Here is a 14,302-nt window from a genome sequence, read left to right as displayed (position 1 = left end):
TTCCCCAAATACTGAAAAAACGAACCTGCCGCCGCTTAACGATAAATCGCGGTGACGGGCTTCTCGCCTACGCGGGCGTAACCCCGATACATGCCTTCCGTGTTGAACGGCAAAGCCACATTGCCCTGGGCGTCGACGGCGATGAGACCGCCCTTGCCGCCGATGGTGGGCAGCTTTTCCATCACGACGCGATTGGCCGCCGCTTCCAGCGACGCGCCGCAATATTCCATCTGCGCCGCGACGTCATAAGCCGCGACCATGCGGATGAACATTTCGCCCGTGCCCGTCGTGGACACGGCGCAGGTCTTGTTGCTGGCATAGGTGCCGGCGCCGATCATCGGCGCGTCGCCGACGCGGCCAACCTGCTTGTTGGTGATGCCGCCGGTCGAGGTCGCGGCGGCCACGTTGCCCTGGGCGTCCACGGCTACCGCGCCCACCGTGCCGAACTTCTTGTCGGCGTCCAGCGGGTCGGCCGGCGCGGGTTGGCCGCGGGCGACCATGGCTTGACCGTCGTGGTCCAGCACAGCGGCATCCGGCGTCTCGCGCTGCACGCGCAGCAATTGTTCGCGGCGGGCTTCGGTCGAGAAATACGACGGGTCAACGATGTCCAGGCCCTCTTCCTTGGCGAAGGCTTCAGCGCCCTCGCCCACGAAGAACACATGCTTGCTGTTTTCCATGACACGGCGCGCGGCGAAAATCGGGTTGCGCACGCAGTTCACGTTGGCAATCGCGCCCGAACGCAGCGTCGCGCCGTCCATGATGGAGGCGTCCAGCTCGTGGGTGCCGGCGCTGGTGAACACTGCGCCGTGGCCAGCGTTGAACAACGGGCAGTCTTCCAGCAGGCGGACGGCTTCAGTGACGGCGTCCAGCGCGCTGCCGCCATTGGCCAGCACGGCTTGGCCGGCGGTCAGGATGGACTCCAGGGCGGCCAGATATTCCTGTTCTTTCTCGGGCGACATGGCCGCGCGGGACATCGCGCCGGCGCCACCGTGAATGGCAATCACGGGTTGAATCATCGTTTACCTACTCCATGGATGAGCCACGGCATCACGGACTGGGTCACCCCAGCGGCGGCCGCGACGGAATTCTTGGCTCGATAAGCCACCGCGGCGGACAGGGCTTCGATCAAGCCCAGCGCGGCGGTTTCGGAATTGGGGATCAGCTGGCGCGCGGAAAACGCGTACAACACGACGGATGCCGTGGGCGCCAGCGGAGACGTGGGTTTGTCGGTCAGCACCAGCACCGGCACGCCGGCCTGCTTGGCGGCCGCGGCCAGCGTGACGGTGTCGGCCAGGTAACGCGGAAAGCCTATCGCAATCACCAGATCTTTAGCGGTCATGCGCGACATCTGGCGTGCCGCATGCGACACGCCGCCGGGACCGGCCAGCGATTCAACCGAATGCAGGTGCATGCACAGGCCGCGTTGCAGCAGGCCAGCCAGGAAACCGCTGGCGCCAAAGCCGATGATGAACACGCGGTCGGCGGCCAGAATGGCGTCCACCGCCTGCTCACAGGCCGCGGAATCCAGCGATTGCAGGTTGCGCTGCGCGTTGCGGATGTCTTCTTCCAGCGTGGCGGCGAAGATCTGCACAGCGCTGGCGGAATGCGCCAGTTCCGTGCGCAGCTTTTCAACGGGTTCCAGCGCGGCTTCGAATCCGCGCGCCAGTTCGGCGCGGAATTGCGGGTAGCCGGGCAAGTCCAGGGCGCGCGCAAAGCGGTTCGCCGTGGCCACCGATACGCCCACCGCCGCCGCGAATTCGTCGATGGTCATCGTGGCGGCGCGGAACTGATGCGCCAGCACGTACTCGGCCATCTTGTGCTGCGTCCGGCTCAGCGCGGGCTGAGCCCGGGCGATCCGATCAGCGATCGTAAGTGCGGCCTTGTTCATCGATTCCGGGGGGTGAGTCGTAGCGGATGTTTGTGTAAATCTGTTTACACACAAATTTTAAATAAGAAAATTCCTTTTCATACTAAGGGTATACCCGTGAATATATGTAACAGTGCATCAAAAGAAACGGGGCCGGTTTGAGGTACGCTATCCGCGCTCCACTTTCACCCCCTTGTCGACTTGGATTGACGCAATGCCCGATTGGATCTGTAAGCCCCACCAGGAACTCACCGTGCCCGAGATCTACGCGATCCTTCGGCTGCGCTCGGAAGTGTTTGTCATCGAGCAGAACTGCATCTTCCAGGACATGGATGGCAAGGATCTGCTGGGCCAGACGTCGCACCTGATGGCGTGGCAAGACGGCCAGTTGGCGGCTTACTGCCGCATGCTGGACCCGTCGCTGAAAGACGGGCAGATTGAAATCGGCCGCGTGATCACCGCGCCGTGGACGCGCGGCCAGGGCCTGGGCCACGAGCTGATCCGCCACGCCATGGCGGAAGTCCGCCAGCGCTGGCCCGGTCGCGCCATGTACCTGGGCGCGCAAGCCCGCTTGCGCAATTACTACGGCGGCCATGGCTTTGTGCAGGTCACCGAGGAATACATCGAAGATGGCATCCCGCATGTGGGGATGCGGCTGAACGAGACGGCCTAGCGCCCAAAAGAAAACGCCCCGTGCGGGGCGTTTTCATTGGAACTTCGGCAGCGGGTTTACGGGTTTACGGGTTTACCGAGTTACGGGTTTACCGGTCACTTAACCGCCGACACGTCCAGCTTCGCAGCCGTCTTGGACTGGATTTCATCCACCGTCACGCCCGGCGCCGTTTCCAGCAGCTTCAGGCCGTTTTCGGTGACTTCCATCACGCCCAGGTCGGTGATGATCAGGTCGACCACGCCCACGCCGGTCAGCGGCAGATTGCATTCGGGCAGCAGCTTGATGTCTTCCGTGCCGTCCTTCTTCTTGGCCACGTGCTCCATCAGGACCACGACACGGCCTACGCCGGCCACCAAGTCCATTGCGCCGCCCATGCCCTTGACCATCTTGCCCGGGATCATCCAGTTGGCCAGATCGCCCTTTTCGGACACCTGCATCGCGCCCAGGATGGCCAGGTTGATCTTGCCGCCGCGGATCATCGCGAACGAGTCGGCGGACGAGAAGATCGACGAGCCCGGCAGCGTCGTCACCGTTTGCTTGCCGGCGTTGATCAGGTCAGCATCGACTTCATCATCGGTGGGGAACGGGCCAATGCCCAGCAGGCCGTTTTCAGATTGCAGCCACACCTCAACGCCCTTGGGCACGTGGTTGGCCACCAGGGTCGGCAGGCCGATACCCAGGTTCACATAAAAACCGTCTTGCAGCTCGCGCGCGGCGCGCGCCGCCATTTCATCGCGGGACCATGCCATGTCGTTTTCTCCTTAGGCCGGGCGAGTGGTGCGTTGTTCGATGCGCTTTTCCGGCGTCGTGTTCAGCACGATCCGTTGCACATAGATGCCGGGCAGATGAATCTGGTCGGGGTCCAGGCTGCCGGTGTCAACGATCTCTTCGACTTCKACCACCGTGAACTTGCCGGCCATGGCCACGTTCGGGTTGAAGTTGCGAGCCGTCTTGCGGAACACCAGGTTGCCGCTGCGGTCGGCGATGTGCGCCTTGACGAGCGACACGTCCGGCACCAGCGAACGCTCCATCACGTATTGCTGGCCGTCGAACTCGCGGATTTCCTTGCCGTCGGCCACGATGGTGCCCACACCGGTACGCGTGAAGAACGCGGGAATGCCCGCGCCGCCGGCGCGCAGCTTCTCGGCCAGCGTGCCTTGCGGGGTGAACTCAAGCTCGAGCTCGCCCGACAGGAACTGGCGTTCGAATTCCTTGTTCTCGCCCACGTAGGACGCGATCATCTTGCGGACCTGGCGCGTGTTGAGCAGCTGGCCCAGGCCAAAACCGTCAACACCTGCGTTATTGCTGATGCAAGTCAGGTCCTTCACGCCTGAATCGCGCAGCGCGGCGATCAGGGCTTCGGGAATACCGCAAAGGCCGAAACCGCCCACGGCGATCATCTGACCGTCCTTGACGATGCCTGCCAGCGCCTCCTGGGCGCTTGCAAAAACCTTGTCCATCGCTCCAACTCCTAGTTAAGGTCTAACCGAAGAGAGCCCGCCCCGCCGCTTGCACGGTGTTCCCGCCTGGGGATCAAGAAATTCGGGGAGAGCCCTGTTTTTCCTTGGAGCGCGGCTGCCGGCGTCGGCCCCGGATGGCATCGAAAAACGGCCCGATGTCTCTGGGTGACGGCGCCGAGGGTGGCGCGCCCCTTTATTTCTTTTGTGATTTTGCGCTTGATTTTAACGGCATGACGGGCAATGCGTCGTGGGCTTTTATGGAGGAGCCCGCCCCGCCCGCACGCACCGTCATCAAGCGGCTGCCTGGAACTGCGTGGCCATCTGCGCCAGCACCTCGGGCGGCCACGGGGCGGACGTATTGGCCACGTAGTCCATCCAGACCAGCACATTGCGGCCGCGCGCATAGGGGCCGGCGTCGTCGCCCACCTTTTCCAGCAGCAGCTCGAATTCCGCGCTGGAACGGCCGATACGCGTCACCTTGTGCGTCACGCGGACGGTGGCGGGATAGGTCAGCGGACGCAGGAAATCGCACGAGGCATGGGCCAGGATGGCGCCGTTATCGGCGGGCAACTCAAAGCCCGCGTCGTACAGAATCTGCATGCGAGCCTCTTCCATGAGGCGGAAATACAGCGTGTTGTTCAGATGATTCAAGGCGTCAGAGTCGCCCCAACGCAAAGGCAATTCCACTTGATGGGTATCGCCCACCGCCAGAATCCGCGCAGACAGATTGTCCGGGTTCACCAATTACTCCTGAAGGCTAAAAGAAATACGAAGGCGTGCACGGCCTCCGCCTGCAATACAATCGCCGATAATACTTCCAGCCAAATATGGAATACATACGGGGAGCTTTGCAAATGTCTGAACGCGAGTCGATGGAATATGACGTGGTCGTGGTTGGCGGTGGACCCGCCGGCCTGGCCACCGCAATCCGTCTAAAGCAGCTGGCCGCTGAAAAGAATCAGGAAATCGGTGTCTGCGTCCTTGAGAAGGGTGCGGAGCTGGGTGCGCACATCCTGTCTGGCGCCGTGATGGACCCGCTGGCCCTGACCGAGCTTATCCCCGACTGGAAGGAAAAAGGCGCGCCGTTGAACGTGCCCGTCACGCAGGACAAGTTCCTGTTCCTGTCCCAGAACGGCGCACGCGCCACGCCGAACTGGCTGCTGCCCCCCTGTTTCCACAACGAAGGCAACTACATCGTCCGCCTGGGCGACGTCGTCAAGTGGATGGGCGAGCAGGCCGAAGCGCTGGGCGTGGACATCTTCCCGGGCTTTGCCGCGGTTGAGGTGCTGTACGACGAAAACGGCGCTGTCCGCGGCGTGGCCACCGGCGACATGGGTGTCGCCCGCGACGGCTCGCACACCGACCACTACCAGCCTGGCATGGAACTGCATGCGCGCTACACCGTCTTCGGCGAAGGCGCGCGCGGCCAGTTGGGCCGCCAGCTGATCGAACGCTTCAAGCTCGACGACGGCCGCGACCCGCAAGCCTACGGCATCGGCATCAAGGAAATGTGGGAAGTCGACCCGGCGCAATCCAAGCCGGGCCTCGTCATCCACACGGCTGGCTGGCCGCTGGATTCCGACACCTACGGCGGTTCGTTCCTGTACCACCTGGACAACAACATCGTGGCCGTCGGCATGATCGTCGGCCTGGACTACGCCAACCCCTGGCTGTCGCCGTTCGACGAATTCCAACGCTACAAGACGCACCCCGCCATCCGCGGCACGTTCGAAGGCGGCAAGCGCATTGCCTACGGCGCGCGCGCCATCACGGCAGGCGGCCTGCTGTCCTTGCCCAAGCTGACGTTCCCGGGCGGCGCGCTGGTTGGCTGCGAAGCCGGCTTCCTGAACGCGTCCCGCATCAAGGGCAGCCACGCCGCCATCAAGTCCGGCAAGCTGGCCGCCGAAGCCGCGTTCGACGCGCTCGTCGCCGACCGCCGCCAGGATGAGCTCACCGCCTACCCGAAGGCCTTCGAAGCCTCGTGGCTGCACGCCGAATTGAACAAGGCGCGCAATTTCAAGCAGTGGTTCAAGAAGGGCCGCACCATCGCCACGGTAATGACTGGCGTTGAGCAACTGCTGCTCAAGGGCAAGATGCCCTGGACCCTGCGCCACAGCAAGCCAGACCACGCCTGTCTGCAACCGGCATCGCAATGCGCCCGCATTGACTACCCGAAGCCAGACGGCAAGCTCACCTTCGACAAGCTCAGCTCGGTGTTCATCTCGAACACCAACCACGAAGAAAACGAGCCTATCCACCTGACCTTGAAAGACCCATCTGTACCGGTGCAGGTCAACCTGGCCAAGTACGGCGGCCCGGAAGCGCGTTACTGCCCCGCTGGCGTGTACGAGTTCATCAAGGACGACCACGGCGCCGACCGCTTGCAGATCAACGCGCAGAACTGCGTGCACTGCAAGACCTGCGACATCAAGGACCCCACTCAGAACATCGTCTGGGTGGCGCCGCAAGGCGGCGAAGGGCCGGTGTACAGCGGCATGTAATCAGGGCTAGGGCGCCCCCGGCTAGGCGCCCCCGGCTAGGGGCGCCCGGCCAGGGGCGCATCCCCTGCCACAAGGCACCTCTTGGGGTGCCTTTTTTTTCAGGCGGCACATCATGACTGAACGCATATTGCTCATTGGCTGCGGCGATCTTGGCCAGCGCGTGGCCCGGCGTTTCCTGGCGCGCGGCGACCACGTGCACGCGCTGCGCCGCCACCCGCCCGCCGACGACAGCGGCATCCAATGGCTGCAAGGCGACATCACGCGCGCCGACACCCTGCCCACGTTGCCGCAAGGCGTGACGCGGCTGATCCACCTGCCCGCCCCCGGCGGGCGCGACGAGGCCTTGTATCGCGGCGTTTTCATCGACGGCGTGCAGAACGTGCTGAACGCATTGAATACGTCCGAACTCAAACGCGTGGTGTTCGTGTCATCCAGCGCGGTGTACGGCGAACACCAAGGCGACTGGGTCACCGAAGACACGCCGCCCGCGCCGCAAGGCTTCAACGGCAAGGTGCTGCTTGAAGCGGAAGCCGCGCTGGCCGCGCGCGGCCTGTCGTCCACCGCGCTGCGGCTGGCGGGGCTGTACGGACCAGGCCGGCTGCAATTGATCGAGCGGCTGCGCAGCGGCGCGGCAGGCGCGCCGACACAGCCTGAACATTGGGCCAACCGCATCCACATCGACGACGCGGCCGCCGCCGTGGTGCATCTGGCGCTGTTGCCCAAGGTTGATCCGGTTTACATCGGCTGCGACGACACGCCGCTGCCGCTGCACACGCTCTACGCCGAGCTTGCAGCCATGATCGGCGCACCCGCGCCGCGTATCGCCCCGGCCCCTGCCAATGTGGGCAGCAAGAAGCTCAGCAACGCACGGCTGCGCACCAGCGGCTTCACGCTGCAATGGCCAGATTCCCGCCAGGGGTACGCGGCGCTGCTGGCGGACACGGGCTGACACCGGCACAGTTCGGCGTGCATCGAATCGTTGATGGCAAAGGTGGCGAATACTGTCCCGATCTGATTTGCTCAAGGAACCCACCCTATGATCGCCGTGATATTCGAAGTTGAACCCGCCAACGGCAACCCCGATCCCTATCTGCACATTGCCGCCAGTTTGATCGACGAGCTCAAGACCATCGACGGCTTCATCTCGGTGGAACGTTTTCAAAGCCTGAGCACGCCGGGCAAGCTGTTGTCGCTGTCGTTCTGGCGCGATGAAGACGCCGTCAAGCGCTGGCGCTCGCTGGAGTCGCACCGCCGCGCCCAGGAAGCGGGACGCGGCGGCGTGTTCCAGAACTATCGGCTGCGCGTGGCGCAGGTGCTGCGCGACTACGGCATGAACGCCCGCGACGAAGCGCCCGCCGACAGCCGCAGCCGGCACGGTTGATGCGTCAGGCTGCTACCGTTTCGGCCAACGCCACGCTGGCAGCCAGCGCAACGCGATGCGTGGCGCCGGATGCCGCCACCGCTGTCATGGCGGGCGCGGCCACGTCCGCGTTGTGGGACGGATCAAAGTAGTCCGCATCGGCGCGGCGCGCACCAGCAGGCAGGTCGCGCACTTCCACACGGAATCCCTCCGCCGCATTGCCGCGCAATTCGGGCACGGCCTGCAACAGCCGGCGCGTGTACGGATGCGTCGGATGATCGAACACTTCGTCGCGCGATCCTTCCTCGACGATATGCCCGCGCAACATAACCACCACGCGGTCAGCGATCTGCTCAACCACGCCCAGATCGTGCGAGATCAGCAGGCAGGCAAAGCCATAGGAACGCTGCAAAGACATCAGCGTTTCCAGCACCTGCTTCTGCACGGTCACGTCCAGCGCCGACACGGGTTCATCCGCGATGATCACTTCCGGCCGCATCACCAGCGCCCGCGCAATCGCAACGCGCTGGCGTTGCCCGCCCGACAGCTCATGCGCATAGCGCTCGGCATAGCCGTCGGCCAAGCCCACATCGCGCAACGCCTGATCCACGCGCTGTTTCCGGGCATCTGGCGTGATGCCCGCCTCCAGCCGCAGCCCCTCGCCCACCAGCGCGCCGATGGTCATGCGCGGATCGAGCGACGAGTACGGGTCCTGGAACACCATCTGGATGCGGCGGCGCGCCGTGCGCCAGATGCTGCCCTCGCCGCCAGGCGGCAACGCTTGGCCATCCAGCGCAATGCGCCCCTGCGCCTGCGGCACCAGGCCCAGAATCGACATCATGACAGTGGTCTTGCCGCTGCCCGATTCGCCAACAATGGCCAGCGTCTCGCCCGGGGCCACCTGAAAGCTCGCCTGATGCACGGCGCGCACGGTGCGCTTGCGGCGCCAGCCGCCACGCACGGCGTAGTCGATCGCCAAGCGCTCCACTTGCAGAATCGGCGCAGCGGTTACGGGTGCGCGCGCCGGGCCGCGCTTGGGCAGCGCATCCAGCAGGCTCAAGGTGTACGGGTCCGCCGGACGCGACAGCACTTGCGACACCTCGCCCATTTCCACCGCGCGGCCCCGGCACATCACCAGCACGCGCTGCGTGTAAGCGGCCACCAGCGCCAGGTTGTGGCTGATGAAGATCAGCGCCGTGCCTTGCTCGCGCGTCAGCTCGACCATCAGGTCCAGCACTTCCTTTTGCACGACGCAATCCAACGCCGTGGTGGGCTCATCGGCAATCAGCAAGCGGGGTTTCAACAGCATCACACCCGCCAGCAGAATGCGCTGCCGCATGCCGCCAGAGAACTCGTGGGGATACCGCTTCATGCAATCGCGCGCATCGCGCACCCGCACGCGTTCAAGCATCTGGATGGCCGCATCCCACGCCGCGCGACGCGTCATGCCTCGGCGCAAGACCAGCGCTTCGATCAATTGTTCGCCCACGCGAAACGCCGGGTTCAAGGACACCATCGGTTCCTGGAACACCATGCCGATCCCGGTGCCGCGCGTGGCCTGCCAATCGCGTGCGCTTTGCGGCAGCACGTCTTTTCCGTCGAACAATGCCCGGCCGTGGGTGATGCGCGCGGCGTCCGGCAACAAGCCCAACAGCGCCTTGCCGATCAGCGTCTTGCCGCTGCCGGATTCGCCCACGATGGACAACGATTCGCCCGCGTGCAGGTCGAACGACACGCGGTTGACGACGGGCGCGGCGTCGCGCTTGCCGGGAAAGCGGATTTCAAGATCGCGGACGGCCAGCAGAGGCTCGGTGGTCGCGCCAGGGTTCAAGCCACGAGCGTTCATGCCATCACTCCACGCATGCGGGGGTCCAGCCGGTCGCGCACGGCATCGCCCAGCAAGTTGATGCCCAGCAAGCTCAACGAAATCATCGCGCCGGGAAACAGCGCCAGCCAGATCGCCTGGTCCATGGCGTTGCGGCTTTCGGACAGCATGCCGCCCCAAGTGGCCAGCGGCGGCGGCACGCCCAGGCCCAGAAAGGACAGCGCGCTCTCCGCCAACAGCGCCGAGCCGAAAATCGACGTCGCAAAAATCAGCAAAGGCGCCACGCAGTTGGGCAGCACATGGCGAAACACCGTCCACAAGCCGCTATGCCCCGTGGCGCGCGACGCGATGACGAAGTCGCGCTGCCGCAGTGACAACGCCGCGCCGCGTGCAATGCGCGACACCGACGGCGAATACGCCAGGCCCAGCGCCAGAACGACGCCCCACTTCGACGGGCCGAGCACCGTCATGATGCCCAGCGCCAACAGCAAGCCGGGAAACGCCATCATCGACTCGACCACCACGCTGATGCCGCGATCCACCCAGCCGCCCGCATAGCCCGCGGCAACGCCAATCGTCGTGCCCAGCACCAGCGCCAGCAACACCGAAAACACGCTCACCGCCACGCTGACGCCCGCGCCCGCCATCAGCCGCGACAGCACATCACGGCCGAACTCGTCGGTGCCCAGCCAATACTCTGCCGACGGCGGCGAAAAGCGCGCCAGCAGGTCGCCTTCCAGCGGATCGTGCGGCGTGTACACCAGCCCGACCAGCGCCAGCAGCACCACGCCCCCGACCAACACGCCGCCCAGGACGGCGTTGGTGTGTTTGAAACCCGGTTTGATACCCGTCATGACGGTTCCTATTGAAGCTTCACGCGCGGGTCGAACAGCGGATACAGCAGATCCACCACCAGATTCACCGCCACGTACAACAACGCAATAAACAGCAGGCAGCCCTGCACCACGGGGTAGTCCCGCGCATAGATGCTTTCCACCAGCAGCCGGCCGATGCCGGGCAAGGTGAACACGGTTTCGATGACCGCCGCGCCCGACAGCAGATGGCCCAGCATCAAGCCGATGACCGTCAGCGTGGGGCCGAAAGAATTCGGCAGCACGTGGCGCAGCATCACGCGCTTCTCAGGCAGGCCCTTGGCGCGCGCATGCGCCACGTATTCCAGCCGCAGCGTTTCAATGGTGCTGGCGCGCATCATCCGCGTGATGGCCGCAATTTCCGTCAGCACGATCGCGCATACGGGCAGCACCAGATACTTCAGCGCCCCCACGCCGCCTTGCGCCAGGGATTCAAAGCCATACACCGGCAGCCAATTCAGCTTTACGCCGAACAGCCAGATCAAGAGGATGCCCACCCAGAAGCTGGGCATGGACACGAACAGAATGGAGGTGGACACGATGGCCGTATCGGCGCGCCGGTTCTGCCGCCACGCCGCGATCATGCCGGCGGGAATGGCCACCAGGCAGGCCAGCAAAGTGGCCGTCAACACCACCTGCGCCGTCACCGCAAAATGCGTCAACACCAGATGCATGACAGGTTCGCGCCGGGCGATCGACATGCCCAGATCCCCCTGGAACGCGTTCGTGACCCAGATCAGGAACTGCTTGGCCACCGGCTGGTCCAGCCCCAGCGCGTGGCGCATTTCGGCCAGCAGCGCGGGGTTGTCGATGTCGCCCAGCATCAGCGACGCCGGGTCTCCGGGAATGGCGCGGATCATCGCGAACACCAGCACCGTCACCACGATGACCGTGGGCACCGCCGCCGCGATGCGCTTCGTTAGATAGCCCAGCACGGCGCCTCAGTTCTTGGTGACGTTGAAAAAACGCGGCTTGCGCAGCGGCCAGCCAGTAAAGCCGTGCAACTGGCTCGACACAACGACATAGCCCGGCTTGTTGTAGTACATCAAGAGCGGCGTATCGCGCAGCATCAGCGTGTGCAGCTTGTCGAACGCCTGCTTGCGCACAGCCGGGTCGGATTCGGCTTCGATGCCTTCCAGAATGGCGGCGGCTTCGGGGCTTTCCCATTGCGCCATGGGCGTCTTCGCCTTGTCGCCGATCACGTCGCGGAACATCAGCGCGGGCTCGGTGCGCGCGGAATAGGCGAACGCCATCAACTGGAATTTGCCTTCGCGAAAATTCGTCACCTGCGTGCCCCACTCCAACATGTCCAGCTCGGTCTTGATGCCGGCCTTGTTCAGCAATTGCTGCGTGACGACCGCCACGCGATACAGGTACGGGTAGCGCTTGTTGGCTTGCAGCTTCAACGGTTCGCCGCGGTAGCCGGCGGCCTCCAGCAGGCGCTTGACCTCTTTCAGATTCTTTTCGTAGCCCGCGCGGTCAGCGTCCGAGTAATAGAGGCTTGCCGCCGGCACCAGCGACGGGTTGTAGGCGGCCTGGCCGTTGTTCAACGCGCGGGCGATGGCCGGAAAATCCAGCGCCAGCGCAATCGCGCGGCGCATGTTCGCATCCGACAGCAACGGCGCGCGCGTCTGCATCAGCAGGTTGACGGTGTCCAGCCCTTGCTCGGTGACGATGTTCCAGCGCGGGTCTTTGGCGGGCAGATTGTCTTCGTCGGCGTTGTAGGCATCGACCTGGCCCGCCATCAGCGCCGCCTTCTGCGCGGCCGCGTCGGGAATCACCACGAAGCGCACATTCGCCGATGCCGTTTTCTTGCCGGCCATGCCGCTGGCCGCTTCGCTGCGCGGTTTATAGCCCGCGTACGGCGTCAACAGGACGTATTGCTCTTTCTTCCATTCGGCCAGCACGTACGGGCCGGTGCCGACCGGCTTGACCCAGTTGCCGTCGGCGCCCACGCTTTTCGGGCTGAGCACGGGCATCGGGCATTGCACACTGGCCATCTGATCCAGGAACAGCGCGTAAGGCTGGTCCAGTTTGAACACGACGGTGGCCGCGTCGGGCGTTTCCACGCCGACGACCTTGGCGCCCTTGGTGCCGTCGTACAGGTTCTTGCAGCTGTACTCGGACTTTGCGCCAGTCAGGTAGTCGTAGCTCCATTTGACGTCGGCCGAGGTCATGGGAGAGCCGTCATGGAACGTCACGCCGGGGCGCAACGTGAAGGTGTAGCTGCGCTTGTCGGCGGACAGCGTCCAGCTGTCGGCCAGCATCGGCGCCACGCTCATGTCGGCACGCAACGCGACCAGCGCTTCAACCACATGCGCCAGCACGTTGTCGGTGGAGGTGTTGCGCGAGCGGCCGCCCGGCACGGACGTCGGCGTGCCCGAGCCTTCCGCATAGCGGATCTCGGGCATGGGGGCCGGGGTTTGCGCTTGGGGTTGCGCTGGGGTTTGGGTCAGCCCCGGCAGGCCCGTGAAGGCGCCGGCCAGGGCTGCGGATAACATCAGCACGCGCTTTACGCGCAAGGCTTGCAGAGTCATGGAATGTCCTTAAAGCGCGGCTCAGAACAGCCGGTACTCAACGAAGTTGCGGCCTTCATAGGGCTTGCGCGCGATCCACATCACGCCACTTTCCGGCTCCATGAGGGTGGTGGCCACCGTGGCCGAAATGCTGTCGAAGCTGGCGGCCTTGGGCGAACGCAGCACGCCATCGGGCGCGGCGAAGTCGTCCGCCAGAATGCGTTTGACGGTGTCCCAGTCAACGCTGCCTTGGGCGCGGGCCAGCATGGCTTGCACGCGCCGCTGGCGGTAGATGGAATCGGGGTTGGCGGCCAGCCCCTTGTCGAACAGCTTGGCGCGTGCGGGCGGGCTCACCCAATGGTTGGCGTGCACCAGCAGGCCGTCTTCGGGCGTGATCCAGAAGATTTCGTCGGGCGCGCACTCCAGGTCCACGGCCTCGCCTTGAGCCTGCGCCAGCATCAGGTTGTTGGAGCAGAAGCGGCGCGACGCCCACAGCACTTTCATGGCGTTGCAAATGTTGGTGGATTCCAGCATCTTGCGGCGCACCAGCACCAGCGGCACGTCGGCCGGGCGCTGGTAGTCCTGCTCGCAGGACAGGAAATTGCCCGATAGCGATACGCCCGCGCTGTTGAAGCCGTGGCGCGCCAGGCTGCCCGCTTCGGTGAACATCAGCAGGTCGGGGCCGTCTTCGCGGCGCATGCGCAGCACGATGCCGGTGTCGACGCATTCTTCACGCCAGTCCCAGTTATGCGCATGCATCAGCTTGCCGCCCGCCGCGGCTTCGGGCAGCACGATGAGGCCAGTGCAGCCATCGTCCAGCCCTTTTCTGGCACGGCCCAGCTCGGCGTGGCCGAACATCATTTCGGTGCGGCAGTTGATCACCACCACGTCTTCCAACGTCTGGCCCGCCCCGTCGGCAATGCCGCGCAGCTCTTCCAGATAGGCGGCGTCGTAGTCCCCCACCACCGGCACCATCGCGGCGGCCAGTTCCTTCAGACGGGCCGCGCTCACGCCACGGCGCTCCAGCTGGCCCCGGTACAAGGCCACGCTGCGCGCCACGCGCTCCGGCACGGCGGCGCCATGCTGGCGGCCACGTTCATAAGCACTGCCCTGGACGTCGACCAGGGGAAACGGGGTAGGCATTGTCACGCTCGCAACACTCCGAGTAAGGCCGGCCAAGCGGCCTGCAAGAAAACGGTCAGAATCGACGGCCAGATTTTGTACTAAT

At 64.6% G+C, this 14,302-nt stretch carries 14 protein-coding genes; 4 read left to right on the top strand and 10 right to left on the bottom strand.

Translation table 11 applies throughout. From position 1 onward, the window contains the following. Nucleotides 1-35: 35 nt before the first annotated feature. Both AC1DB0_RS05500 and AC1DB0_RS05495 read right to left on the bottom strand, forming a co-directional pair. Nucleotides 36-1,016, bottom strand: coding sequence for an isoaspartyl peptidase/L-asparaginase family protein (locus AC1DB0_RS05500; RefSeq protein WP_054423942.1), 981 nt, complete (start codon nt 1,014-1,016; stop codon nt 36-38). Then, entirely contained in the window at nt 1,013-1,888 is an 876-nt protein-coding gene (locus tag AC1DB0_RS05495; RefSeq protein ID WP_054423944.1) for a MurR/RpiR family transcriptional regulator, read from the bottom strand. Before AC1DB0_RS05495 ends, AC1DB0_RS05500 begins: the two co-directional genes overlap by 4 nt. 193 nt (nt 1,889-2,081) lie before the next feature. Here AC1DB0_RS05495 and AC1DB0_RS05490 point away from each other — a divergent pair, with 193 nt between their 5' ends. Further along, a complete protein-coding gene (locus tag AC1DB0_RS05490; RefSeq protein WP_054423946.1) occupies nt 2,082-2,540 on the top strand; it encodes a GNAT family N-acetyltransferase in 459 nt (152 codons plus the stop codon). A gap of 95 nt (nt 2,541-2,635) precedes the next feature. Here AC1DB0_RS05490 and AC1DB0_RS05485 read toward each other — a convergent pair whose 3' ends face one another. The 3 genes from AC1DB0_RS05485 to AC1DB0_RS05475 form a co-directional block, all read right to left on the bottom strand. Then, nucleotides 2,636-3,289, bottom strand: a complete 654-nt coding sequence (locus AC1DB0_RS05485) for a CoA transferase subunit B (RefSeq protein ID WP_054423948.1) — start codon at nt 3,287-3,289, stop codon at nt 2,636-2,638. 12 nt (nt 3,290-3,301) lie between these two features. Beyond that, nucleotides 3,302-4,000: a CoA transferase subunit A gene (locus AC1DB0_RS05480; protein WP_054423951.1), complete on the bottom strand. Its 699-nt coding sequence runs from the start codon at nt 3,998-4,000 to the stop codon at nt 3,302-3,304. Nucleotides 4,001-4,291: 291 nt separating this feature from the next. After that, nucleotides 4,292-4,741, bottom strand: a complete 450-nt coding sequence (locus AC1DB0_RS05475; RefSeq protein WP_054423953.1) for an acyl-CoA thioesterase — start codon at nt 4,739-4,741, stop codon at nt 4,292-4,294. A gap of 113 nt (nt 4,742-4,854) precedes the next feature. Here AC1DB0_RS05475 and AC1DB0_RS05470 point away from each other — a divergent pair, with 113 nt between their 5' ends. From AC1DB0_RS05470 to AC1DB0_RS05460, 3 genes are all read left to right on the top strand, one after another. After that, nucleotides 4,855-6,501: an electron transfer flavoprotein-ubiquinone oxidoreductase gene (locus AC1DB0_RS05470; RefSeq protein WP_054423955.1), complete on the top strand. Its 1,647-nt coding sequence runs from the start codon at nt 4,855-4,857 to the stop codon at nt 6,499-6,501. A gap of 112 nt (nt 6,502-6,613) precedes the next feature. Beyond that, nucleotides 6,614-7,450, top strand: a complete 837-nt coding sequence (locus AC1DB0_RS05465; RefSeq protein ID WP_476757686.1) for an NAD-dependent epimerase/dehydratase family protein — start codon at nt 6,614-6,616, stop codon at nt 7,448-7,450. Nucleotides 7,451-7,537: 87 nt separating this feature from the next. Beyond that, nucleotides 7,538-7,882 (top strand): antibiotic biosynthesis monooxygenase family protein, encoded by a 345-nt coding sequence (locus AC1DB0_RS05460; RefSeq protein ID WP_054423959.1) that lies wholly within the window; start codon nt 7,538-7,540, stop codon nt 7,880-7,882. A 4-nt stretch (nt 7,883-7,886) separates the two neighbouring features. Here AC1DB0_RS05460 and AC1DB0_RS05455 read toward each other — a convergent pair whose 3' ends face one another. From AC1DB0_RS05455 to AC1DB0_RS05435, 5 genes are read right to left on the bottom strand one after another with little or no spacing between them, the layout of a single operon-like run. Next, on the bottom strand, nt 7,887-9,707 hold the full coding sequence (locus AC1DB0_RS05455; protein WP_476757687.1) for a dipeptide ABC transporter ATP-binding protein: 1,821 nt from the start codon (nt 9,705-9,707) through the stop codon (nt 7,887-7,889). Next, nucleotides 9,704-10,540 (bottom strand): ABC transporter permease, encoded by an 837-nt coding sequence (locus AC1DB0_RS05450; RefSeq protein WP_476757688.1) that lies wholly within the window; start codon nt 10,538-10,540, stop codon nt 9,704-9,706. The genes AC1DB0_RS05455 and AC1DB0_RS05450 overlap by 4 nt, the downstream gene beginning before the upstream one ends. A gap of 8 nt (nt 10,541-10,548) precedes the next feature. Beyond that, nucleotides 10,549-11,493, bottom strand: a complete 945-nt coding sequence (locus AC1DB0_RS05445; protein WP_054423966.1) for an ABC transporter permease — start codon at nt 11,491-11,493, stop codon at nt 10,549-10,551. A gap of 6 nt (nt 11,494-11,499) precedes the next feature. Further along, nucleotides 11,500-13,095 (bottom strand): ABC transporter substrate-binding protein, encoded by a 1,596-nt coding sequence (locus AC1DB0_RS05440; RefSeq protein WP_476757689.1) that lies wholly within the window; start codon nt 13,093-13,095, stop codon nt 11,500-11,502. Between the two features lie 21 nt (nt 13,096-13,116). Beyond that, nucleotides 13,117-14,217 carry a C45 family autoproteolytic acyltransferase/hydolase gene (locus AC1DB0_RS05435; RefSeq protein WP_476757918.1) on the bottom strand — a complete coding sequence of 367 codons (1,101 nt, stop codon included), beginning with the start codon at nt 14,215-14,217 and terminating at the stop codon, nt 13,117-13,119. Nucleotides 14,218-14,302: the final 85 nt, after the last annotated feature.

This window comes from Achromobacter sp. 10T422 (assembly GCF_056394065.1).
This window is presented reverse-complemented; position numbering and strand designations above follow the sequence as displayed.